The following is a 22035-nucleotide window of genomic DNA, read 5'->3' as shown; positions in this document are numbered from 1 at the left end:
TATCATTTTCCTAAACAAAAATGGCTAAACATCTCGTCTAAAATTTCACTTCTCTCAAATGGCTTTGTGATACTAGCAAGCGCCTTTATCGCGGTATTTAGCTCATAAGCAAAAATTTCTAGTTCCTCTTCATTTAGCCTTAAAAATGCTCTTTTAAAAGCCTCGCTCGCCTCTTTGCAGCTTAAAATTTGGCGGTTTGAGCTTAGCATGATCTCGTCGGTGTCTTGCGTCTTGAGGTAGCCCTCAAGCTCTTTTAAAACTACGCTCGTATCATTTTTTGCTGAAATTTTGATAGCACCGTCCAAATTTATGTCAAATTTAAACGCAAGATCGCTTTTGTTTAGGATAAAAAAGGCTTTTTTATTTGAGTTAGAAACGAGCTTTATTATCTCTTTGTCTTGCTCGTCGCTTAAAGATGAGCCGTCAAAGACAGCTAGGATGATGTCGGCCTCATTTATGGCTGAGATCGAGTAGTTTATGCCGATTTGCTCGATCTTTCCAGCGTCTTTTCTGATTCCTGCGGTGTCTATTATGCGAACTAGATGCGAGCCGATCTTGAAATTTTCTTCTATCCTATCTCTAGTTGTACCAGCCTCGTCGCTAACGATCGCGCGCTCATAAGCCAAAAATGAGTTTAAAATGGAGCTTTTGCCGACATTTGGCTTACCAACGATAGCGATCTTAAAGCCATCTATGAGCCCTCTTCTTTGCTTGCTAAGAGTGGCTATGCGCTCTAACTTCTCGCTATTTTTTAAAAGCATCTCTTTGGTTTGCTCTAGCAAATTTGCAGGCAGATCATCATCAGCGTAGTCGATCATAGTCTCGACAAAAGCGAGAGTTTTGACCACTTCACCCCTGATCTCGCCTACAAATTTACTAAGATCACCTTGCATTTGGCGGGTCAAAATTTTAGCAGCGATCTCGCTTTTTGAAGTGATGAGCCCTTGCATCGCCTCGGCCTTGGCTAGATCCATTTTGCCATTTAAAAATGCTCGCTTGCTAAACTCGCCTGGCATTGCCAGCCTTGCACCAGCTCTTATTAGCTCATTTAAAATTCTCTCGCTCACCATCACACCGCCATGAGTTTGAAACTCAACAATGTCCTCACCAGTAAAGCTTGCTGGGGCTTTAAAATATATAACTATGCCCTCGTCTAAAATTTCATCATCAATGGAGTAAATTTTGGCTAGCTTTGCGTATCTTGGCTCTAAATTTGAAAGTTTAAGAAGTTTTAAAGATGTGGCCAGGGCGTCCTTGCCACTAAGCCTTACGATAGAAACTGAGCCGATGCCATAAGCTGTGGCAAGGGCTGCAATAGTTTCACTCATTTTTTGAAAAAGTCATTTACGACGACAAATTTGCCGTCATTGCCACTTTTTATGCCGACATATTTATCTGGGAATTTATCTCTAAGCTTCTCAAGCGCGATCTTAACCAAAACCCCATCAAGTGGCTTTGTTTGGGCTCTACCGCTATTTTGCACACGCTCGATCACACCATTTAGATATTGATCCATCATCGCTTCTTGATTTTGTAAAAACTGCGCGATCTCTAGGCGGATAGCAAGGTTGTATTTTGAATTTAGCCAGTTGTAAAGCATATAAGATATTGCTTTATATCTATAGCCCTCTTTGCCGATAAGTAGCGCCGCATCAGCTCCGTCTAGCTCGATAAGCACGGTCTCATCGTTAAATTTACTAACCTCTACCTTATCTATCTCAAAGCAGCTTGCTTTAAAGAGACGTGTCATGCCCTCTTTTATCTCAGGCAAAATTTTATCAAAGTCGATTACAACTTTCTCTTTTTTCTCTTTTGGCAAAGCTTGAGGCTCGTTCTCTTCATCTGTATGGTTGAAATTTTCGATGATTGAAGTATCTAGGATATTTTTAGGAGTACTTTTGCTAGCTTGTGACTCTTTTGCTTCTTTTTGCTCTCTTTGTTCTTTAGGCTCTTTTGGCTCATCAAGCCTTTTTATAACATATCCTGGCTCTTCAGCCTCTTTTTCGCCCTTTTCAGCAAAGGCATCTTTTGCAAGAGCTGAGTTTTTCTCGCTTAAATTTTGCTTTTCATTTTTATGCTCTTTTTGCTCAGGCTTAGCCTCATTTTTCTCATCTTTATGCTTTTTAGGATTTCGCTTTTTATCATTATGATCGTGTTTTTTGCTCTGTTTTTTCTCTTCTTTTACAGGCTCGTTTTCATCGCTTTTTTTAGCAAAATTTCTATCATTTTTTGGTTTTTGCTGTGGTTTTGGCTGATTTTCTAAATTTGCCTCAATGATCGCTGTCTTTTTAAAAAATCCAAAAATTCCACCGCTTGGGTGTTGCAAGACCTTTATATCAAGCTCAGTAACCGAACAGTTAAGCTGCTGGGCTGCCTTTTGAAATGCCTCTTGGAGAGTATTTGCTTCTATTTTCATTAAGCCTTTACCTCCGCAGCTTTTTTATGTTTTTCAAAAAGTTTATTTACAAAGACTTGTTGAACGACCGAACAAACGTTATTTACAAACCAGTAAAGCGTAAGACCTGCTGGGAATGTCACAAAGAAAAATGTGAAGATCAAAGGCAAGAATTTCATAACCTTTTCTTGCATAGGATCGGTAAATGTCGTTGGTGTAAGTTTTTGTTGTAAAAACATCGTTAGACCCATCAAGATAGGTAGCACAAAGTATGGATCCATCACTGAAAGATCGTGTATCCAAAGTATCCAAGGGGCACCTTTTAGCTCGATCGCATTTAGTAAAACGCGGTAGATCGCAAAGAATACCGGAATTTGAAGCAAGATCGGCAAGCAGCCACCCATCGGGTTTGCACCATGTTTTTTGTATAGCTCCATCATGTGAACTTGCATCTTTTGCTTATCATCTTTATATTTTGTTTGGATCTCTTTTACCTTTGGAGCAAGCTCTTTTAGCTTATTCATCGATAGCATGCCCTTATATGTAAGCGGGAATAAAACTATCCTTATAACAAGCGTTAGCACAACTATCGCCCAACCCCAGTTGCCGATGTAGTTATGTAAGAAATTTAAGAATGCAAACATCGGCTTTGCTATAAATGTAAACCAACCATACTCGATAACGTCATTTAGTCTCTCATCCATCGAGCTTAAAATTTTATGCTCTTTTGGTCCGATGTAAGCGCCTAGTTTTAGACTATCATTTGCCTTTACAAAGACGATAGGATTGTTATTTGCATCTTTATCCACAACAGCTTCAAATGGCTTGTTAAATGAGTAAAATAGCGTTGTGTAGTATCTATCAGATGCAGCTGCTATGGTTGTGTTTGCATAGTTTTTAACCTCTTTTGCATCGCCATCTTCTATGATGTTTAGGCTATCATCTGTATTTCTAAGCATGACACCATGAACTGTGTAACTATCTATCGCGATATTTGGTCTAAAGCCAGGAGTGATGAAATAATCAACACTTTTACTTAAATTTACTTCAACCTCGTAACGACCATTTGGGTAAAATTTGATATTTTTTGTGACTGTAACACCATCTAAATTTTGAGTGAGTTTTATAGTTTTAGGCTCGCTGCTAGCATCTACCTCGCTAGCGTCACTGCTATATGCAACCTTAAAAGCATCAGTATTTAAAGTGCTATCGTTAAATCTAATCTCAAGTGGCAACGGACTTTGTGAAACAAGTTCGATCTTGTTGCCATCTTCGGTTTTATACTTCTCTTCAGTTAGGTAAAATTTAGAAATTCTTCCTAGTTTATCTATCTTTGCTTCGTAGCTTTGACCTTTGATGGTAGCTATTATCTCATTTGAAGCTAAATTTTCATTTGCTGCTGGAGCATTTTGGTTTGTGCTTGGTGCTTTGCTTTGATCCATTGTTTGAGACATTGTGGTTTGGTTTTGTTCAAGCGGCACTCTTTTTGGCATAAAAAAGTCATATACTATGAAAAACACAATAGACAAAAGTGCTGCAAGAAGCAACCTTTTTTGCATAGACATCTGTTCCATTTAATTTTTTTCCTTTAATTTATCTAATACTTTTACGACATAAAATTTACTATTTTGGCAAGGGATAAACCAGAAATTTACATTTTTGGCATCGCTTTTTTGAAATATAAAACATGAGTTAAATTTTTTGCGGATGATTGGGTAGTTGATACCGCCTTTGAAAAGTTGATTGCATCTTAAAATTCGCATGAATGTTGCAAAAAAAGCAGAGAAAAAGCTGTTTGTTTGAAATTCCCAAATGGCGTATTGTGAGCAAGTCGGATAGTAGCGACAGCTTTTTGGCAGAAGTATGGAAATATATTTTTGATAAAAAGCGATAAATTTAATCGCAAATTTTTTCATTTTAGACATCCCATTTTTTTTGTAGACCAGCTCAAATTTTTACAAATTTTGTCAAATGAAATTTCTGTAATTCCATTTTTTGCGACCATAATGTAAGTGCCATCTTTTAGCTCATTAGAAATAGAAAAAAAAGCAGCTCTTAAAAGTCTCTTTGCTCTATTTCTAACTACTGCTTTTCCCACTTTTTTGCTAGCAACAACTGCTAATTTTTTTTCAATTGTAGGTTTATAAAAAACTACGCAAGCGTCGCAGTGCCATTTGCTGGCCTCTTTATAAACCTGAGAAAATTCTCTCGAGTCACTTAGTGACTCAAAACCAGCTAAGCAGCCAATCTTTTTCTACCTTTAGCACGTCTAGCGTTGATAACCTTGCGGCCATTTTTAGTTTTCATTCTTAAACGAAAGCCGTGAGTGCGTTTTTTAGGGGTTTTATGAGGTTGATAAGTCCTTTTCATTTCTATCCTTAAAGTTAATATAAAAAGTGGGATTTTATCAAAGCAATACTTAAATTCCTTTGAATAAATCAGCCCAAAAAAACTATAATTTAAACTTTAAGTAAATCAAGTTATAATCCAAAAATGAAATTTCATAAGAATAAAGATCTCTTAGAAAAATTACTTTTTTTAAAAGCGATCGGTTACAATTTTATAGATGAAAATTTTCTTAATTTAAGTAAATATCAAGATTATAACAGCATAGACGAGCTAAATAGTGAGATAAAAAAGTGCTCTCTTTGCTTTTTAAGAAATAGCTCAAAGTGCGTTTTTACTGGCTTTGGCGATAAAAATAGCAAGATAATGTTTGTATCGCTTTGCAAAAAAGATGATTATTTTGAAGGCACAAGTGGCAAAATTTTAGAAAATGCTATAAACAATGGCTTAAATTTAGAAAAAGATAGTGTTTATATAAGCTTGCTTTTGCGCTGTGAAATTTCAAATAGTGACGCGAAAAATCCAGCGTTAAAGAGCTCGTTTGAGCTTTGTAGGCCATATCTTTTAGAAGAGATAAGACTTATTAAGCCAAAAATTATCATCACTTTAGGAGAGGAAGCTTTCATGCATCTTTATCCAAATTTGCTCTCAAAGGGCGGATTTTCAAGCATAAGAGGGAGCATTTTAAAAGATGATGATAGGTTTATAATGCCAACTTTTTCACCAGAGTTGATCAGTAAAAACCCAAGTTTTGAAGAAAATTTTATAGATGATTTAAAAAAAATCAAGGGAGTGATATGAAAAGAATTTTTCTTTTTTTAGTTATATTTATAAGCCTTCTTGCAGCGCAAAATGAAGCCTTCAGCGAGATGCAAGACGAGATCACTGAGGCAAAATTTGAAAGCAACATCACTAAAAATCAAAGCCTCTCAAGCATACCGCCAGCAAAGATCACTTACATAAATTTAGAGCCAGAATTTTGTGATAGCTCTTGCCTAAATGAGCTTATTAAGAGCGACATGCTAGCTAGTTTTATGGCGAGATTTGAGCCAGCAAAGATAGATGATAAGGCACTTTTGGACCTTTACACTTCGCTTGGTGGAGAGATGGTTTTAAAGCTTGCCACAAGTGATAAGATAGCAGTCATTGTCCCTCAAAAGGTCATAAAATCATACGCAAATGTCGTATCAAACGCGATCTTAAGCTACATCTTAAAGCAAGATACAAATGTCGAAGTGAAATTTATAAATAGCAGTGACGAGAGTTTGCCTAGCCTTCAAAACGCGCTTCAAAACGCTAGAAACGAGGGTTTTATCTACTTTATAGCAGCCCTTACTCAAAATGGCGCAAACACGTTAAATTCTCTCATCTTGCCAAACGAACTCATCTACATCCCAAGCGTTCATAGCTCTTTTGTGGTAGCTCCAAAGCCAAATTTGATCTTTGGCGGAGTTGATTACAAAGCACAAATTTCAGCCCTGCTCGCTTTTGCCAACGAAAAAATAGTCGCCTTTGACGATGGTAGCGCGCTAGCACAAAAGCTAAATGAGTATGTACGCATGCAAAGTAGCGACTACTACGAGAGCTCGATCACAGGTAAAGATATAAATTTAAACGATACTTTAAGCAAAAAGCCTAAATTTGATAACGCAAGCATCTTTTTAAACATCCCTATAGTTAAAGCTTCTCTTGTGGCAACGCAGATGAGAGGCTTTGAGATAAAGCCTTACGCGCTTTTAAGCACGCAGATAAATTTCTTGCCAAATATCTTTAGCGCCATCACGCAAAGAGATAGACAAAACCTCTTTGTGGCAAATTCGCTAAATTCGCTTGACGAGAGATTTTTAGGGCTTGGAGATCTTTTTGGAGTTGATTTTAGATACTCACAGATCGGCTACTCAAGTGCCTTGGGAGTGGAGTATATCTATACAAATTTCATAAACAAAAGTGCCAGCAAAATTTTTGCTGAGAGAGTTGAGGGCTCACAAGTTTTATATGATGTAAAAATTTATGATACAAAAAGCGATCACTTTAATGAGGTAAATTCGCAGGAGCAAAATTTAGAGCAAAACAGCACAAGCGGGATTTAGCAGTTTTGCTTGCTAAAATTTAACCTCACTTATAAAAGCTTTCATGCTCTCATCTATCTTTGCTAGCCTGCCATCTTTCATAAAAGCTAGCGTGATAGTCGCTTTAAAGAGCATTTTTTCGGCATCTTTTTCACCAAATTTATAAATTTCTTGCTCTAAAACAAGGCTTGCCTTTTTAAGCTCCATGAGCTTTGTTCTCACAAAAACCTCATCGCCAAGCACAGCTGAAGCGAGAAATTTAGCCTCAAGAGCTGAAACGACAAAGTATCCGCCCTCTTTTGTGAAATTTAGCCCAGCTTCAAAAAATGCTTCACTTCTGGCTCGCTCGCAATATTTAATATAGTTTGTATGATAGACAATGCCGCCTGCATCGGTATCTTCGTAATAAATTCTTATCTTCACTGCAAAGCTCCTTTAAATTTTCATTTGCTCTTACTAGGCTTACCTTTAGCGCCTCTAGTTATCGTAAGTGACTGATCATAAAACAAGATAAGCACCACCGAAACGCCCACACCAAGCGCTAGCGAAACCGTCGTAGTCGTGATAGCATTATCAAAAAATATGATCAAATACTCGTTTTTCTTAGCGATACTTGTCTCATTTAAAAATGAAAAAAGCGCCAAAATGCCTTTATACGCAAAAACTCCTGGTACCATCGGCAAAAGCGCTGGAAATGCGATGATCTCAGCTGGCACCTTTAGCCGTTTGGCAAAGAGCATGCCTAAAATTCCGCTCATAAAAGAGACGATGAGTGTTGCGACACTGATGTTAAAAAATCCCATCTGCATGATCCAAAAGCGGCTAGCATGCGCAAATGCAGCGAGCAAGGCACAAAATATGAGAGTTCTTTTTGGAGGCGAGCTAGCATAGGCAAAGCCCAGCCCAGCCACCGCAGCAAAGCCAGCATCTACAAGCGTTTCACTCAAAAGCTCAAACATTTAGTATCTCCGCACTGCTAAGTGTAAGCGTGATATAGACGCCAACAGCCATGCAAAGTATGAGGATGCCCGTGCTTATGGCTCTACTGATGCCAACAAGGGTGTTGTCGTTTAGGATATCAAAGACTGAATTTATGAGAAAAACACCCGGCATCATAAAGAGCACAGACGAGCCTATCGCCACGTCGCTTGTGTGCGTAAGCCCGTAAGATACGCCAAGATAGGCGATAAATGAGACGACAAAGGATGTTAGGACGTATTGAATTTTTAAATTTACGCCCATTTTTGCAAGGGCAAATTTAAGAGTGTAGCCAACAAGCGTTGCAAAAAATATGCAAACAACTGAGCCAGCATCGCCTCCAAAAAGTCTGCAAAATGCCGCATTTGCAAGGCTTATCAAGATAAGCGAGCTAGCAAATTTATTTGCACTCACACTCATCACGCCATCAAAGCTCTCTTTAGCTTCATCTAAGCTCAAGCCCTCATCTAAAATTTGCCAGCTAAGCGATGATAGCTCAGAAATTCTGTTAAAACTAACGTGCCCTAGAGGGATCTTTCTTACATAAGTTCGGCGCAATGAGTTATCCTGTGAGTCCATCACGCTAATAGTAAAATACTTCACAAAAATGGTCACACTAACGTCGTAGCCGTAGTGATTAGCTATGCGGTCGACGCACTTTTCTACACGTGCTGTGTATGTGCCAGCGCTCACCATCGCTGTTGTGTATTCGGCTAAAAAATTCGTTAAGATTTGGATATCAGGCTTGGCGTTCATCTTGACTGATCTTAAATTTCACAAAAAACAAAATGAGCTGCAAAACAAGCATCACTTTCATCACATATTCGCTTGCGCTATGCATCTTGGCAAACTCTGCTGTCTGCGTCGCCTCAGCACCAAGCCCCTGAGCCTGCACGATAAAAGGCGTGAAGATAAAGACAAAGCTAAGCGCTAGGGCTAAGCTTAAAAACGAGAGCATAAATGTGCTAAATTTTAGTGAAAATGCAAGCTTTTTTCTTAGATCAAAGAGCTCGCTAACTGCCACAAATGCGCTTACAAATAGCAAAACATAGTTAAATTTTAAAAATATCTTTGTCATCATCTGTCCGCTCATAAAATGCGTGAGCACCCCCTCGCCTATGATGCTTTGTGGGAAAAATATGACTGGCGCGACCAAAATTCCAAGCGTTAGCTCAGTGCCTATCACCGCTGCTAATAGTAAAAAATAGATACTTCTCAACCTCTCTCCTTTATAGTTTTAATCTCGCGCAAAAGCCTCTGTCAAAGCCCGCTAAGTCCTTGTAAAACGTGCTTTTAAAGCCATTAAATTTTAGCGCCATCTCCATGCTCGCTCTTTGATCATATCCCATCTCGCAGGCGATATTTTTTATGCCGCGGTTTCTAGCGATAAGGATGATGTTTTTTAAAATTTCATCTCCGACCTCGCCACCAAATAGCGCCTCATGCGGCTCGTTTATGACAAATTTATCAAGTTTATAGCCTCGCGCTATATATGGTGGGTTTGAGACCAAGATGTCGATATCGCCTGAAATTTCATCAATATATGAGCACCTTACAAAGTCGATTTTATTACTTACATTAAATTTAATCGCATTTTTTTTAGCTAGTTTTAGAGCCTTTTCGTTTATATCGGTGGCTACTATTTTAGCGTTTGTTTTTAGAGCTAGCATGACGCTTATTATCCCGCTGCCAGTGCCGATCTCAGCAATCTTTGGCTCTTTATAGCTGCTTGCTATCTCTAGCACTTTATCAACTAAAATTTCAGTCTCAGGGCGCGGTATCAAAACGCCACTTTCTACCTCAAACTCCAGCCCATAAAAGCCAGCCTTGCCGGTAATGTACTCAAGTGGCTCGTAGTCTTCAAAGCGCTTTACAAGGGCAAAGTAGCCGACCCCATCAAATTCGCTCTTTTGATTTAAAAATATCCACTCGATGCTCACATTAAGGTAGCTCATGAGCAAAATTTTAGCCACCCTGCTTGGGTTATCACAAAGTGGCTTTAGCCTTAAATTTGCCTCTTTTAGAGCCTCTTCAACTCTCATTTTCTAGCTCATTTATCCGCTCAAAAAGGCTTGGGTGCGAGTGATAGACAAATGAGTAAAGCCAGTGCGACTTCGGAAATGCTTTGTTTTCGCTGCCAAGCTTGGTTAGGGCGTTTATCATGTCAGTTTTGTTTGAAATTTCTTTTGAAAACCTATCTGCGCCAAATTCATTTTTACGGCTAAAGTGCGAGATGATCGGCGAGAAAAGAAAGCTAAAAATAGGCGAGAAAAGCACCAAAAAGATGATGATACTAGCGCCATTTTGCCCTAGTCCTATCGCCTCGTATGCGCTTACGCCAACGTTTCCAAAGATGAAAAATAGACAAAATAGCATAATGGCACTTAGCGCTATCATTTTTAGGATGTCTTTATGTTTAAAGTGCCCAAGCTCGTGCCCCAAAACCGCCACGATCTCTTCGGTGCTTAGCTTTTTTACGAGCGTATCAAAAAGCACCACTCGCTTTGTCGCTCCAAGCCCGCCAAAATAGGCATTTAAGCGGTTGTCGCGCTTGCTAGCGTCTATCGTAAAAACGCCACTACTTTTAAAGCCGCATTTTTTAAGCAAATCCTCTATCGAGCCTTTTAGCTCGCCATCTTCAAGCGGCGACATCTTATTAAAAATAGGCGCGATGAGCGTTGGGTATATTAAATTTATAATTAAAGCGATGCCAAAACTTAGCAAAAACGCCCAAAACCACCAAAACTCTCCAAGAAAATTTATACATAAAAGCACGAGCCAGACGAAGGCCGAGCCAAAAATGAGCATTAGCGCTAGCGACTTTATAGTATCAACTAAAAATATCTTTGCGCTCATATTTGAAAAGCCAAGCTTTTTGTCTTTTACAAAGCTCTCGTAGATATTTAGCGGTAGATCAAGCAGCGACGATATCAGCAAAAAGCTCATCACAAAGAGGATATTTTCAAACGTAGTGCCATCTTTTAGGCAAGCGCTTGAGAGCATTTTTAGCCCAAAGCTTATCCACGCAAAGAAGATAACGGCGTGATAGATGAGGCTAAAAATTTCAAATTTTAGGTTTGTCACGGCGGCGTCTGCGGCGTTTTTGTATTCGCTCGCTTCAAGCACGACTGGCTCTTTTTTGGACTCAGCTCTTACAAAGCTGATCTGCAAATTCGCCAAAAAAAGCTTAAAAATCACATAAAAAATATAGATAAATAAAAGTGTATAAAACATATTCTCCCTTAAATTTCATAAAGACTAAAGCAGCCATAGTCCGTTCTAACTGCGAGTTTGCCATCTATAAATTTAGCCTCACAGCTCTTTACGACATGATCTAGCGTAAATTCCGCCATCACATCGCCACTTTTTAGATTGGCGGCGTATGCCCTGCTTTGATCAATAACCACAAGCTTGCCAGCTACGGCGTCAATGCAAAACTCGCTCACTCTTAAATACTCGTCCTTTATCCAAGGCTGCTTTGTCACTTTTGCGCTCTTTATATCAAGGCAAAATAGCTTGTTTTCAAGATACTTTCTAACTAAAAGTGTCTTTTTGTTCAAAAAACAAATTTTATCAAGCGCGCCAAATTCGGCTCTTAGCTCACTTAAAATTTCGCCATTTTTTGCGTTTAAAATTTGCACTTCGTTCTCTTTGGTGCAAAGCGCAAGCATGCTAGCATTCGCACTAAGAGCCGCACAGAGTATCGGCACGTGGCTTTTTGTACTGCATTTATACTCGCCAAGCATTGAAATTTTACCCTCGTAAAAGGTAAAAATCTGCCCAAACATGCCAAAAACTGCCACATTATTTGAAGCACAGATAAAGCTCGCTATCTCGCTATTTTTCTTAACATTTTGCTCGGCTGAAATTTGGCGAAATTTAGCCTCTTTTGGCTCAAAAATGTAAATTTCATGATCAAGGTCTAAAAGTAAATTTTCGCCTACATTCTCGGCATGCCATGCAAGCGGCTTTGGCAAGGCGATCTGCTCTTTTATAGCGCCGCTTCGATCAAGCTTCACTAAAATATCGCTAGGCATGCTGCCATCTTTTTGACCGCCACTTTTATAGACATAAATTTCATCTCTTACGCTGGCAAATGAGAGTGCTCCAGTGTATCCACCACCGATATAAACGTGTAAGCACGCTTTGCCAGCTTTTGCCTCGCTATCTTGCAGGATAAAGCCCTTTTTTAGGCTCTCCCACTCCTTTTTCGCGCAGGCTTTTTTGGCATCTTGCTCGCTTGCAAATTCTTTTTTACTCTGCTTTGTTTTGCCACCTTTTAAGCTCACGCTCACTAAAGCTTTATCCTCTACGCTAAGCCCTAAACGCTCACCGCTATCAAAATTTACAAGCTCGCGCATATTTTACTTCAAAAAGTTGTCGTAAAAACTACTAATAAATAGCACCAAAATGACAAAAGGCACGATAAATTTGATGTAGAAAAACCAAATGTTTATAAGCTTTGCGTATTTTTCACTGCCTTGCAAGATCTCTTTTTTCGCTTCATCTTTTAGCACCCAGCCGACAAATATCGCACATCCAAGCGAGGTTAGCACGAAAAATATGGTCGCACTTATCGCGTCGTATGCGTCAAAGATATTTTTACCAAAAACACTCACATGGCTTAGCAAATTTGTAGCCATAAGTGATGGTAAATTTCCTAGCACGAAAATGACGCTAAGCACTAAAAATATCGCTTTTTTGCGCTTTATCTTAAATTTCTCTTGCAGCGTAGTAATGATCACTTCATATATCGGTAACGACGTCGTAAGCGCAGCGATCATAAGTAGCGCAAAAAATGCCACCGCGAAAAATCCGCCAAACGGCATGTGCGAAAAGACGATCGGAAGCGACTTGAAAACTAGGCTAGGACCGCTATCTGGCGAGACACCGTAGCTAAAGAGCGACGGAAATATCATAAAGCCAGCAAGCACGGCTATGACGGTGTTTAAGATGCCTGTGATGATAGAAATTTTAACCAGCCCTTCGTCCTTTTTAACAAAACTTGAGAGCGTTATCATCACGCCAAATCCAAGCGAAAGCGCAAAGAAAACCTGCCCCAAAACCTCGACAAAAAGCTTTAAGCTTATCTTTGAAAAATCAGGCGTTAAGTAAAATTTCACACCCTCCATCGCGCCATCAAGTGTGATATTTTTAGCGATCATGACGAGCATTAGGATAAAAAGAAGTGGCATTAGATATTTTGCTGAGCGCTCGATGCCGCCAACCGCGCCTTGCACCAAGATAGCGTAATTAACCAGAACAAAAACAAGGGTCGCAAAGCTTATGGCAAGCGGATTGCTAACGATATTTTGTTCGTAAAATGCGCTAGTTTGCTCAAAGCTCACGATGTGCGAGAGATCAAGCAGTCCAAATGAAATTTGAGCGATATAGTTTAAAACCCAGCCGCCGATAACCATATAATAAGCCATGATACCAAATGCGCCAACAAGCCCCATCCAGCCGACTACCTGCCACTTTTTGCTGATCTTTTTTCCATTTATCGTGCCGCCAAATGCATCAACGGCGTTGCACTTTAGGCGCCTGCCGATGGCGTTTTCAACCAAAATCATAGGAATACCAATGACTATCATCGCTATGCAAAACACGAGAACATAGGCCCCACCGCCGTTTTGACCGACCAAGTAAGGAAACCGCCACGTCGCGCCAAAGCCGACCGTAGCCCCTGCAACAGCTAAAATATATGTAAGTCTTGAACTCCACGATTTTCTATCCATCTATCTACCTTTGTGAAAAATAGGGATTATATAAAAAAAATGATTAAATTTTACTAGCGACAGGCGATACTTGCGTGTAAATTTGGCTTTTTTGATAAATTTTAGGACTTTTATGGACGGAATTTTTATCTTTGCAGGATAATTTTAAATCTATTAATGCAAAACACCAAATTCCACATACCCCTCCATCGCAACGAGCAATATCCAACCCTCTTTGGGGCTGCAAAAATAGTGATGTTGCGCGATATTTTCAACCATAAATTTTAAAAAATCATAAAAATAATCAGGCGTAAATTTAAGCTCTGCGCTTGTCAGACCATCGCCGACGTAGCCTATCTCGCTACTTAAAATTTTGCTTTGGATACTTGGATATGAGCTTAGAAAATTTTTAATATCAACGAAATTTTCATAATCAGCAGTTTTATAATCTTTTAAATTTCGTAAAAGCGGTTTTGAGCCGACAAATGTAAAATTTCGCTCTATAAAATTTGCTACATCATCGCTTTTGTGCCATTTTTGACCCAAATTTGACAAAAAAGAAAGCATCTCATCATAGGCGGAGATGAAATTTGAAACTGGATTTTTCTCGCTCATTTGCCTCCTTTTTGTAAAGTCGCTATACCTTTGTAAAAGAGGGATTATATAAAATTTTATTTAAGCTTTTGATGTGATATTGCAATTTTACGTATCAAAACCTGTGCGTAGCACAGCAACTTCTAACGTGCGAGGGGTTTGGGGGATCTAAAGGGGGATAAGGGGACGGCTTCGTAATTCAAGTCCCCTTGTCTCCCTTTTTAATAAAAATTTGAAAATTTTAAAAAAATAAAAAATTATAGCTCTAGTTTTTGTAAGCTGCTAAGGCGAGTGAATAAGATTTTAAAATTTGCAAAATAACCAGATTAAATTTGCAAATTTGCCCAGAATTTTAAAAATCTAGGCAAATTTCACTCAAATTTACTCTCTTACAACGTGTAAAAATTGCATATGTTTGCGGTATTGCTCGATGACGTCATTTATCAGCGTCGCTTCGCTCCAGCCAAGCACATCGTAGTCCTGACCGCCCTCTTTCAGATAGACCTCAGCCCTGTAGTAAAGATCGTCGCCGTCAAGCTCTCTAGTGTAGTCTGGACTATGGCTCTTGGTGAGATAGACGCCATATCTAAAGTCCATCTCATCGCCAAGTCCAACGTTTAAATTTACAAAATTTTCACCATTTGTAACATTTGCTTCAAGGCCGTTTTTAGCAAATTCCTCTTTTAGCTCGTTAAAAGCTTTTAGCACGACTTCGTTTAAAAATTTCTTGCCATCTTTCTTGCCTGGCAGTGTAATGATCGCACTTAGGCGCTCTTGCCACGGCTTTGAAAGATCACTAATGGGCATGTTGTTAAAGTTATTTGTCTCTTTTTTGGTTAGATCCACACGTAACGCCTTAAATAGCCCGTAAATGGCGCCAAGTAGCACTATGGAAAATGGCAGTGCTGTCGTGATCGTAAGTGCCTGAAGTGAGCCAAGACCACCAGCTAGCATCAAAAATGCCGCCACGACGCCCACTGTAACGCTCCAAAAGACCTTTTGCCAAACTGGCGTATCGTCCTTGCCGTTTGAGCAAAGCATATTCATAACGATCGCCGCAGAGTCAGCGGAAGTGACGAAAAATATGACGATCATAAAGACTGCTATCACGCTTAGCACGCCTGAGAAGCTAAATTTCTCCAAAAACATAAAAAGCGCTGAGGCTGAGTCAGAATTTACCGTGGTCGCTAGCTCGCTAAAGCCACTTTGAACAAGCGCGATCGCCGAGTTACCAAAAAAGCTCATCCAAGCAAAGGTAAAGCCAGTTGGCACGAGAAGCACGCCGATCACAAATTCTCTAATCGTTCTGCCCTTTGAAATTTTAGCGATAAATAGCCCCACAAACGGCGACCAAGATAGCCACCAAGCCCAGTATAGCAGCGTCCAGCCGCCAAGCCAGCTCTCATTTTGCCTCTCGTAGGCGTAGAGATTAAAGGTGTTTGAGATGAGCGTAGAGATGTAGTCGCCGCTGTTTTGCACAAACGACTTTAGAAGCTGCGTCGTATCGCCCAAAAATAGTATCAAAAACATAAAACATATAGCTAGCGCGATATTTGCGTTTGACAAGATTTTGATGCCCTTATCGACACCACTTGCCGCTGAGATGGTAGCTGCAAAACAAAGCACTATTAGAAGCGTGATATGCATAGTCGGCAGGCCAAAAACGTGCGTAAGACCGGCATTTACCTGAAGCACGCCATATCCCAGCGAGGTCGCCACACCAAAAAGGGTCGCTACGACGGCAAATGTATCAATGGCACTACCTATCTTGCCGTAAATTTTATCTCCGATGATCGGATAAAACGCCGATCTAAGCGTGAGTGGCAAGCCGTGTCTATACGAGAAAAAGGCTAGAATTAGCGCTACGATAGCATAAACTGACCATGCGCTCATGCCCCAGTGAAAAAATGTGATATTCAACGCAAGCTTTTGCGCTGCGATAGTTTGCGCGTCGCCAACTGGCGGGTTTAGATAGTGCATGAGCGGCTCGGCCACACCAAAAAATACTAGACCTATGCCCATGCCAGCGGCAAAAAGCATAGAAAACCACGAGATATTTTTGTGCTCTGGCTTTACGTGATCGGCTCCTAGCTTGATCTCGCCAAGCTTACTAAAGCCAAGAATGATGACGCTTAGCAGTATGACGGCAACAACCAGGATGTAAAACCAGCCAAATTTGGCCGCGATGTAGTTTTGCATACCCTTAAAAAACTCATTTGAGAAATTTGGAAATATCGCTGCAAATGCCGCTATTAAAAATATGACAATAAGCGATGGGATAAATACTGAATTATTAAATTTTGACCTTTGAAATTTAAACATTTTTCTCCTTTTTATAAATTTCAGTCTCGCTTTAAAATAACAAAAAAGAGTAAATAGGTCAAATTTTCTCTTTAAATTTTTATGAAATTTTAAGCTTTAGCCACCAAAAATAGCTACTTTGAAATTTATCTCAAGTCTCTTTTATCTCTCTTTGGTTTTGCAAGAGTTGTTAGCACTATGACGACAAAAGCGATGCCAAATGTGATATACAAAATGATCTTTGGCGAGTCAAACTCTATCCTCGACCTTGCGACCTCTTCGCCGCTTGCCTCCACTAGCTCGCCGCGCTTTATCATCTGGCTGATATCTTTTGCGCTAAGCTCTTTAGACGGCCTTGTTAAAATTTCTATGACGCTAAGATCTGCCACCTCATAAACGCTATGTCTAATGCCATAAAATGGCTTTATGCTGCTAAAAAAATAGACCTTATCGCCGTTTGCATAGACCGCGCCATACTCGCCATCTTTTACCAGTCCTATCTCGCGCCATGATGAGCTTGGGGCAAATTTATACAAAGAGACGGTTTGTGCCACTAAGTGCCTGCCGTGCTTTGAGCGCTGCCACTCTTCGCCTTGTTGTAAAAAATATGCTGAGCTATCATCTACAAAAACGTCAGCATAGAGCCTTTTTAGCTCGCCTTTTAGCTGGTAGTCTGAAATTTTAGCCTGCTCGTTTTTACTGCCATCCCAAAAGTAAATTCCATCTTTGCTGGCAAAAAGAGGCCAAAACGAATGCACGTTATCCACGCTATAAATGGCGCTATAAGGCATATTTTGAGCGCTAAATTTACGCTCATTTGCAAACGCCGCCCCACTTTTTGGCTCAAAAAGATATTCTATATCGTGCTTTGGGTCGTAGCATATCTGGCGCGTCTCATCTGAGTAGCTTGTATCAAGCCTATAAAAGCCCATAAACAAGCTTTTGCCATCTGTGTAATATCCGCTAGGAGCGCCATTTTCTGTCGTGATATATCTTAGCTCGCTAGGATCTGCGTCAAGCTTTTCGCCCTTGTAGTAAAGTATGCTGCCATCTCTTGCAAAGCCAGCGTCAAAGATAGGCTCTAAATTTATGCTTTCGACTCTTTTTGTCCTGTAAAAATAAGGGCTATCATCGTAGCTTTTTATAAAGGTGTGAGCAAGGTTTTTCATAATGGCGCCAAATTCGCTAAATCCGGGCTCTTTCTCACTTCTAGTGCTGCAATAATAGCTTATCTTGCCGTCACTTATATAGCCATTACCAAGCACTTTGATGCTGTTTGGATCAAGACCAGGCAAAATTTCTCTAGCGCAATAGACACTGTTTTTATCAGCCGCTACGTTTGAGTAATCATACGCGTGTTTTAGCTTTAAGACCCTAAAACTAGCCTCATCGACGCCTTTTAGCTCATACTTGCCACTGCCTGAAATTTGAACGTAAATTTTACCCTCAGGCGAGCGGTAAAACTCGCTATTATCAATGTTTGCAAAGCTTCTTTGATACTCGCCTTCATGCCAGAGATAAAGCATCGCCAAAACAAAAAATAGCGTCAAAATGACAAAAAGATAAAGTATCTTAGTCGCAATTTTTCTCATTATCTATAGTCATCCACCCTTTTTTTAAGCTCGCTTTTTTGCGTTTTATTTTTAAAAATAGCGCCAACCACCGAGGCCACAAATGCAATGGCAAGAAATATCCAGTAGGCATATTTTTGCGAGTAATCATCAAAGTCGCTTATCGCATCAATCACCACCTCGCCCTCAGCTGGCGTCATAGCGCCTTGATCTACCATTTTTACTATCTCATCAAGTTTTAAATTCTTAACATTTGGACCATAAGGACGAGTGAGAATTTCAACTACGCCAAGGTCGTTTATATCATAAACACTGCTGTTAAAACGCCAGCCATAGCCGACGTTATCAAAATAATATGTCTTATCGCCGTTTGCATAGACTGCTCCGTGGCCATCATTTCTTACAAGCCCTATCTTTCGCCACTGCTCTTTTGTATCAAGCCTTACGATACACGTGTGGCGTGAGCTTAGACTGTGATCATTTTTCGTGTTGTGCCAAATTTCATAGGTTTTTAGAAAATATGTCTTGCCATCACTTATCACCACGTCGCCATATAGCGGCGTTATCTCGCCTTTAAAAGGATCGTCGCCATCTCTTACAAACTCACCCTCATCTATGCTGTTATACCACTGCCACTTTCGCTCCCAGTGATAGATACCGCCTTTACCGCGAAAAAGAGCGTGATAGGCGTGCTCATCTTTTAGGTTAAAAAGTGGCTCGTATGGGGCAAATTTTGGGTCAAATTCATGGTCGTTTGCATAGACCATTCCAGAATTTGGCTCATAAAGATAGTGAATGCGCCATATCTCGCCGATATCACGCATTTGCGGGCTAAATTTGATCCTTAGCTTTGTGCTGTCATAATAGACATTTTCCCCGTCAGTCGTAAAATGCACGCTCTTTCTGCCAGATGCCTGCTCGATGTAGCGCATTTTGCTGGCATTTGCGCCATCTAGCTCTTTGCCCTCATGATAGACCTTCACGCCGTCACTTGCGTAGCCAAAGCCCAAGATCGCTGCTAAATTTGCGTTATCAACCTGCCTAAATTTATAGATATGGGTTTGCGCTTTTGGGGTTTTAAACATTTTATGTGAGAGGATGTCCCAAAACTCTTTAAGTGCGGATATTTCGAGGTTTGTCTCGCTTTCGCTATCGCAAAAATATGTTACATTGCCATCGCCAAAGTAGCCATTGCCAAGCGCTCTAACGCCATTTGGATCAAGCCCACTCATCACAAGGTTACCGCAATACACCGCCTTATCGCTTGCGCCAACGTTTCTGTTGTCGTATTTGCCAGTGTCAATGTATCTAAATTTGCTGGCCCTCACGCCTATTAGCTCAAATTCACCACCACTTGGCACTAAGGCATAGACCTTGTCGTCTTTGACGTAAAAATAGCTATTATTTAACTCTTTACTATCACCAATGTCGTCATCTAAAACAGAAACTAACCCAAAGACAAAAAAGTAGGTAGCAAAAAATATCACAACAATGGCGATTATTACTGAGATTAGCGGATGTTTTTTTAGCATTTTAGCTCCGTTTCAAACAAATTTAGCGACCTCATCATGTCACAAAAACCTTTCATAAATTTAAATTTCAAAGTACCTATCCAAATATAAAATATCTAAAAATCATAAGCCTATAATATACTATCCTAACTGCTGTATTTAGTAGCCAAACAGCATATAATGCCAAAATAGCTCCAATAATACTAAATTTCTTCAAAACCACATAATAAATCACCATCAACAAAAAAAGAGAAAAGCAAAAAAACATAATCATAAAAAATAAATTTTTAATCCTTGCAAAAAGCCCTGACTCTTCGCTGTTTTTTGCGATTAGCCTAATAGTCTCTATCTTATTTAAAAATCCAACCTTTTTATATTTTATCTGGACTAGATCGCCTACTTCATATTTATATATAACAGGTGAAAATGTCTCACTAAACCTCATCTTATCAACGATAATGCTAAGGCTTACAACAGAATTTTGCCTAACAACTCTCGTATTTAGCGCGCTTATCCTACCGATCTTTTTCAAGCTACTCTAGCTCCTCGGCGATCTCTAAAACTTCAAAATACTCATTTTCTAGGCTTTCAAGCTCAGCTTTTGCCTTTTCAAGCTCTTCATAAAGTTTAGTAAGTCCCACTTCTTGATAAATTTTTGGATCACTAAGCCCCTCATTTAGCTCAGCCACCCTTGCTTCAAGGGCTGAAATTTTATCTGGATATGTGTTTAAAATTTGCGTTTGTTTGTAGCTTAGTTTTGCACTGGTTTTGCTCTTTTGCTTGGCTTCATTTTGGCTATTTGCTAGCTCTTTTTCAAATTTATCAAGCTCTTTCATCTCATCTTCAAGCTCCAAATAGACGCTATACTCCTCGTGCAAGACATTTATCTTTGTCCCCTCAAACGCCCAGAGCTTATTTGCCATCTTATCGACAAAATATCTATCGTGACTAACTAGCAAGATAGCCCCCTCAAAGCTTTGCAAGTAGTCTTCTAAGATGTTGATAGTTGCGATATCAAGGTCGTTTGTCGGCTCGTCAAGCACCAGCACATCGTAAGTTTTGGTAAAAAGCATCGCAAGTGCCACGCGGTTTTTCTCGCCGCCACTTAAAACGCCTATCTTTTTATCTAGAAATTCCTTTGGAAAGAGGAAATTTTTAAGATAGCCATAAACATGCATATTTCGCCCACGCACCAGCACGTGATCGCCACCATTTGGGCAAAATGTCTCTATAAGGCTCTTGTCATCATCAAGGACATTTCTAGCTTGATCAAAGTAGCCGATACTCACCTCGCCTCTTTTTATCTCGCCGCTACTTGGCTTTTCAAGTCCTAGCAAAATTTTAAGCAGCGTGCTTTTGCCACTGCCGTTACGCCCGACTATGGCGATCCTCTCGCCCTGCAAGACCCTTGCGTCAAATTTTTCAAAAAGCACCTTGCCGTCTATACTTTTGCTTAAATTTTTAAACTCAAAGAGCATTTTTTTGCGGTTTTGGCTCTGCGTTTGGTTGAAATTTTTACTAGCACGCTCAAGTTCTAGCCTCACGCGCCTTATCACGCCTGGGTTTTTCTTAGCCTCCTCGCGCATGGCAAGCACTCGCTCTTTTCTGCCCTCGTTTCGCTTTAGCCTAGCTTTTACGCCACGCCTTAGCCACTCCTCTTCAGCCTTTAGCTGTTTTAGCAGCGTCTCATGTGACTTTGCAAGGCTTGCTAAAATCTCCTCTTTTTTGGTTAGATAGTTTGCATATCCGCCCTCGAAATTTTTTAAGCTTGCATCCTCGACCTCAACGCACCTAGTAGCGAGTGCATCGATAAAATACCTATCGTGGCTTATAAAAACTATGCTTTGATTTGAGCTTTTAAGCATATCTTCAAGAAATTTGACCATATAGACGTCAAGGTGGTTTGTAGGCTCATCAAGCAAAAGCACATCTGGCTTTTTAAGGATGAGAGCGCCCAGTGCCACGCGCCTGATCTCGCCACCACTTAGTGAGCAAATGGGTCTGTTTTCATACTCTTTTAGCTTAAATTCTTGCAAAATTCGCTCGATCTTGTGCTCGATATTCCAGCCGTCTTTTGCCTCTATAAATTTTAAAAGCCTCTCTTGCTCTTTTAAAATTTCTTTGTTTTCAGGATCATTTGCTAGCAAGACGCCACTTTTTTCATACTCGCTTATCGCGTCAAATATCTCTTTTAGCTCGTTATTTAGCGCATCTCTTACGCTAAATGTGGCGTTAAAATTTGGATTTTGCGCTAGCATCTCGACGCTTATTAAGCTCTGCACTATGCGTCTGCCACTATCTGCTGCCACCTCGCCAGAGATGATCTTCATAAGCGTGCTCTTGCCACTGCCGTTTTTACCGATGATAGCTATCTTTTCATTTTCATTTACGCTAAGACTTACACTGTTTAAAATTTCATTTGCGCCAAATTTTTTACTTACGTCTATTAGGTCGATTAATGCCATTTTTCTCTCAAATTTTAAATTTTTTGGATTATATCAAAAGGGAGCTAAAACCTAATTTGGCTATAATCGCCCAAAATTTAAAAAAGGA

General features: G+C 39.9%; 22 protein-coding genes. 2 read left to right on the top strand and 20 right to left on the bottom strand.

All coding sequences use genetic code 11. The features are described 5' to 3' along the window. Positions 1-2 precede the first annotated feature (2 nt). Genes mnmE through rpmH form a run of 6 tightly spaced genes read right to left on the bottom strand, consistent with a single transcriptional unit; the run spans position 3 to position 4765 of the window. Complete coding sequence (gene mnmE / locus MTT09_RS04590) at positions 3-1328, bottom strand: tRNA uridine-5-carboxymethylaminomethyl(34) synthesis GTPase MnmE (RefSeq protein WP_429802816.1); 1326 nt, start codon at positions 1326-1328, stop codon at positions 3-5. Then, positions 1325-2416: a Jag N-terminal domain-containing protein gene (locus MTT09_RS04585; RefSeq protein WP_429802814.1), complete on the bottom strand. Its 1092-nt coding sequence runs from the start codon at positions 2414-2416 to the stop codon at positions 1325-1327. Before MTT09_RS04585 ends, mnmE begins: the two co-directional genes overlap by 4 nt. Next, positions 2416-3969 (bottom strand): membrane protein insertase YidC, encoded by a 1554-nt coding sequence (gene yidC, locus MTT09_RS04580; protein WP_429802812.1) that lies wholly within the window; start codon positions 3967-3969, stop codon positions 2416-2418. The genes MTT09_RS04585 and yidC overlap by 1 nt, the downstream gene beginning before the upstream one ends. Continuing rightward, the gene (yidD, locus tag MTT09_RS04575) at positions 3970-4311 is read right to left on the bottom strand and encodes a membrane protein insertion efficiency factor YidD (protein WP_103578381.1); all 342 of its coding nucleotides are present in this window, start codon (positions 4309-4311) and stop codon (positions 3970-3972) included. Continuing rightward, a complete protein-coding gene (gene rnpA / locus MTT09_RS04570; RefSeq protein ID WP_035142427.1) occupies positions 4308-4643 on the bottom strand; it encodes a ribonuclease P protein component in 336 nt (111 codons plus the stop codon). Before rnpA ends, yidD begins: the two co-directional genes overlap by 4 nt. Next, on the bottom strand, positions 4631-4765 hold the full coding sequence (gene rpmH / locus MTT09_RS04565; protein WP_002940373.1) for a 50S ribosomal protein L34: 135 nt from the start codon (positions 4763-4765) through the stop codon (positions 4631-4633). Before rpmH ends, rnpA begins: the two co-directional genes overlap by 13 nt. A gap of 123 nt (positions 4766-4888) precedes the next feature. Between rpmH and MTT09_RS04560 the strand changes: the two genes are divergently transcribed. Continuing rightward, positions 4889-5542: a uracil-DNA glycosylase family protein gene (locus MTT09_RS04560; protein WP_429802810.1), complete on the top strand. Its 654-nt coding sequence runs from the start codon at positions 4889-4891 to the stop codon at positions 5540-5542. After that, the gene (locus MTT09_RS04555) at positions 5539-6831 is read left to right on the top strand and encodes a hypothetical protein (protein WP_429802808.1); all 1293 of its coding nucleotides are present in this window, start codon (positions 5539-5541) and stop codon (positions 6829-6831) included. Before MTT09_RS04560 ends, MTT09_RS04555 begins: the two co-directional genes overlap by 4 nt. Positions 6832-6843: 12 nt before the next feature. Here the strand turns inward: MTT09_RS04555 and MTT09_RS04550 are convergent, their stop codons facing one another. The 14 genes from MTT09_RS04550 to abc-f all read right to left on the bottom strand — a co-directional run bounded on the left by MTT09_RS04550 (position 6844) and on the right by abc-f (position 21947). Next, the gene (locus MTT09_RS04550; protein ID WP_429802806.1) at positions 6844-7233 is read right to left on the bottom strand and encodes a YbgC/FadM family acyl-CoA thioesterase; all 390 of its coding nucleotides are present in this window, start codon (positions 7231-7233) and stop codon (positions 6844-6846) included. 20 nt (positions 7234-7253) lie between these two features. Continuing rightward, positions 7254-7769 carry a threonine/serine exporter family protein gene (locus MTT09_RS04545; protein ID WP_009293668.1) on the bottom strand — a complete coding sequence of 172 codons (516 nt, stop codon included), beginning with the start codon at positions 7767-7769 and terminating at the stop codon, positions 7254-7256. Continuing rightward, positions 7762-8544, bottom strand: coding sequence for a threonine/serine exporter family protein (locus tag MTT09_RS04540; protein ID WP_429802804.1), 783 nt, complete (start codon positions 8542-8544; stop codon positions 7762-7764). The genes MTT09_RS04545 and MTT09_RS04540 overlap by 8 nt, the downstream gene beginning before the upstream one ends. Beyond that, on the bottom strand, positions 8528-9007 hold the full coding sequence (locus tag MTT09_RS04535) for a DUF4149 domain-containing protein (protein WP_429802802.1): 480 nt from the start codon (positions 9005-9007) through the stop codon (positions 8528-8530). The genes MTT09_RS04540 and MTT09_RS04535 overlap by 17 nt, the downstream gene beginning before the upstream one ends. Positions 9008-9017: 10 nt before the next feature. Further along, on the bottom strand, positions 9018-9830 hold the full coding sequence (prmC, locus tag MTT09_RS04530; RefSeq protein WP_429802800.1) for a peptide chain release factor N(5)-glutamine methyltransferase: 813 nt from the start codon (positions 9828-9830) through the stop codon (positions 9018-9020). Further along, on the bottom strand, positions 9820-11022 hold the full coding sequence (locus tag MTT09_RS04525) for a M48 family metallopeptidase (protein WP_429802798.1): 1203 nt from the start codon (positions 11020-11022) through the stop codon (positions 9820-9822). The genes prmC and MTT09_RS04525 overlap by 11 nt, the downstream gene beginning before the upstream one ends. Before the next feature lie 8 nt (positions 11023-11030). Then, the gene (locus tag MTT09_RS04520) at positions 11031-12149 is read right to left on the bottom strand and encodes a hypothetical protein (RefSeq protein WP_103630430.1); all 1119 of its coding nucleotides are present in this window, start codon (positions 12147-12149) and stop codon (positions 11031-11033) included. Positions 12150-12152: 3 nt separating this feature from the next. After that, complete coding sequence (locus tag MTT09_RS04515) at positions 12153-13526, bottom strand: sodium-dependent transporter (RefSeq protein ID WP_149700468.1); 1374 nt, start codon at positions 13524-13526, stop codon at positions 12153-12155. 153 nt (positions 13527-13679) lie between these two features. After that, positions 13680-14120 (bottom strand): hypothetical protein, encoded by a 441-nt coding sequence (locus MTT09_RS04510; protein ID WP_149700469.1) that lies wholly within the window; start codon positions 14118-14120, stop codon positions 13680-13682. Between the two features lie 360 nt (positions 14121-14480). Further along, a complete protein-coding gene (locus MTT09_RS04505; protein ID WP_429802795.1) occupies positions 14481-16421 on the bottom strand; it encodes a BCCT family transporter in 1941 nt (646 codons plus the stop codon). Between the two features lie 125 nt (positions 16422-16546). Further along, positions 16547-17992, bottom strand: coding sequence for a DKNYY domain-containing protein (locus MTT09_RS04500; RefSeq protein WP_429802793.1), 1446 nt, complete (start codon positions 17990-17992; stop codon positions 16547-16549). Beyond that, positions 17992-19503 carry a DKNYY domain-containing protein gene (locus MTT09_RS04495; RefSeq protein WP_429802791.1) on the bottom strand — a complete coding sequence of 504 codons (1512 nt, stop codon included), beginning with the start codon at positions 19501-19503 and terminating at the stop codon, positions 17992-17994. The genes MTT09_RS04500 and MTT09_RS04495 overlap by 1 nt, the downstream gene beginning before the upstream one ends. Positions 19504-19579: 76 nt before the next feature. After that, entirely contained in the window at positions 19580-20014 is a 435-nt protein-coding gene (locus MTT09_RS04490) for a hypothetical protein (RefSeq protein ID WP_429802789.1), read from the bottom strand. Position 20015: 1 nt separating this feature from the next. Then, complete coding sequence (gene abc-f, locus MTT09_RS04485) at positions 20016-21947, bottom strand: ribosomal protection-like ABC-F family protein (RefSeq protein WP_429802787.1); 1932 nt, start codon at positions 21945-21947, stop codon at positions 20016-20018. Positions 21948-22035 lie beyond the last annotated feature (88 nt).

The organism is Campylobacter concisus, from assembly GCF_050447505.1.
In the GTDB taxonomy this organism is placed as follows: Bacteria; Campylobacterota; Campylobacteria; order Campylobacterales; family Campylobacteraceae; genus Campylobacter_A; species Campylobacter_A concisus_BP.
This window is presented reverse-complemented; position numbering and strand designations above follow the sequence as displayed.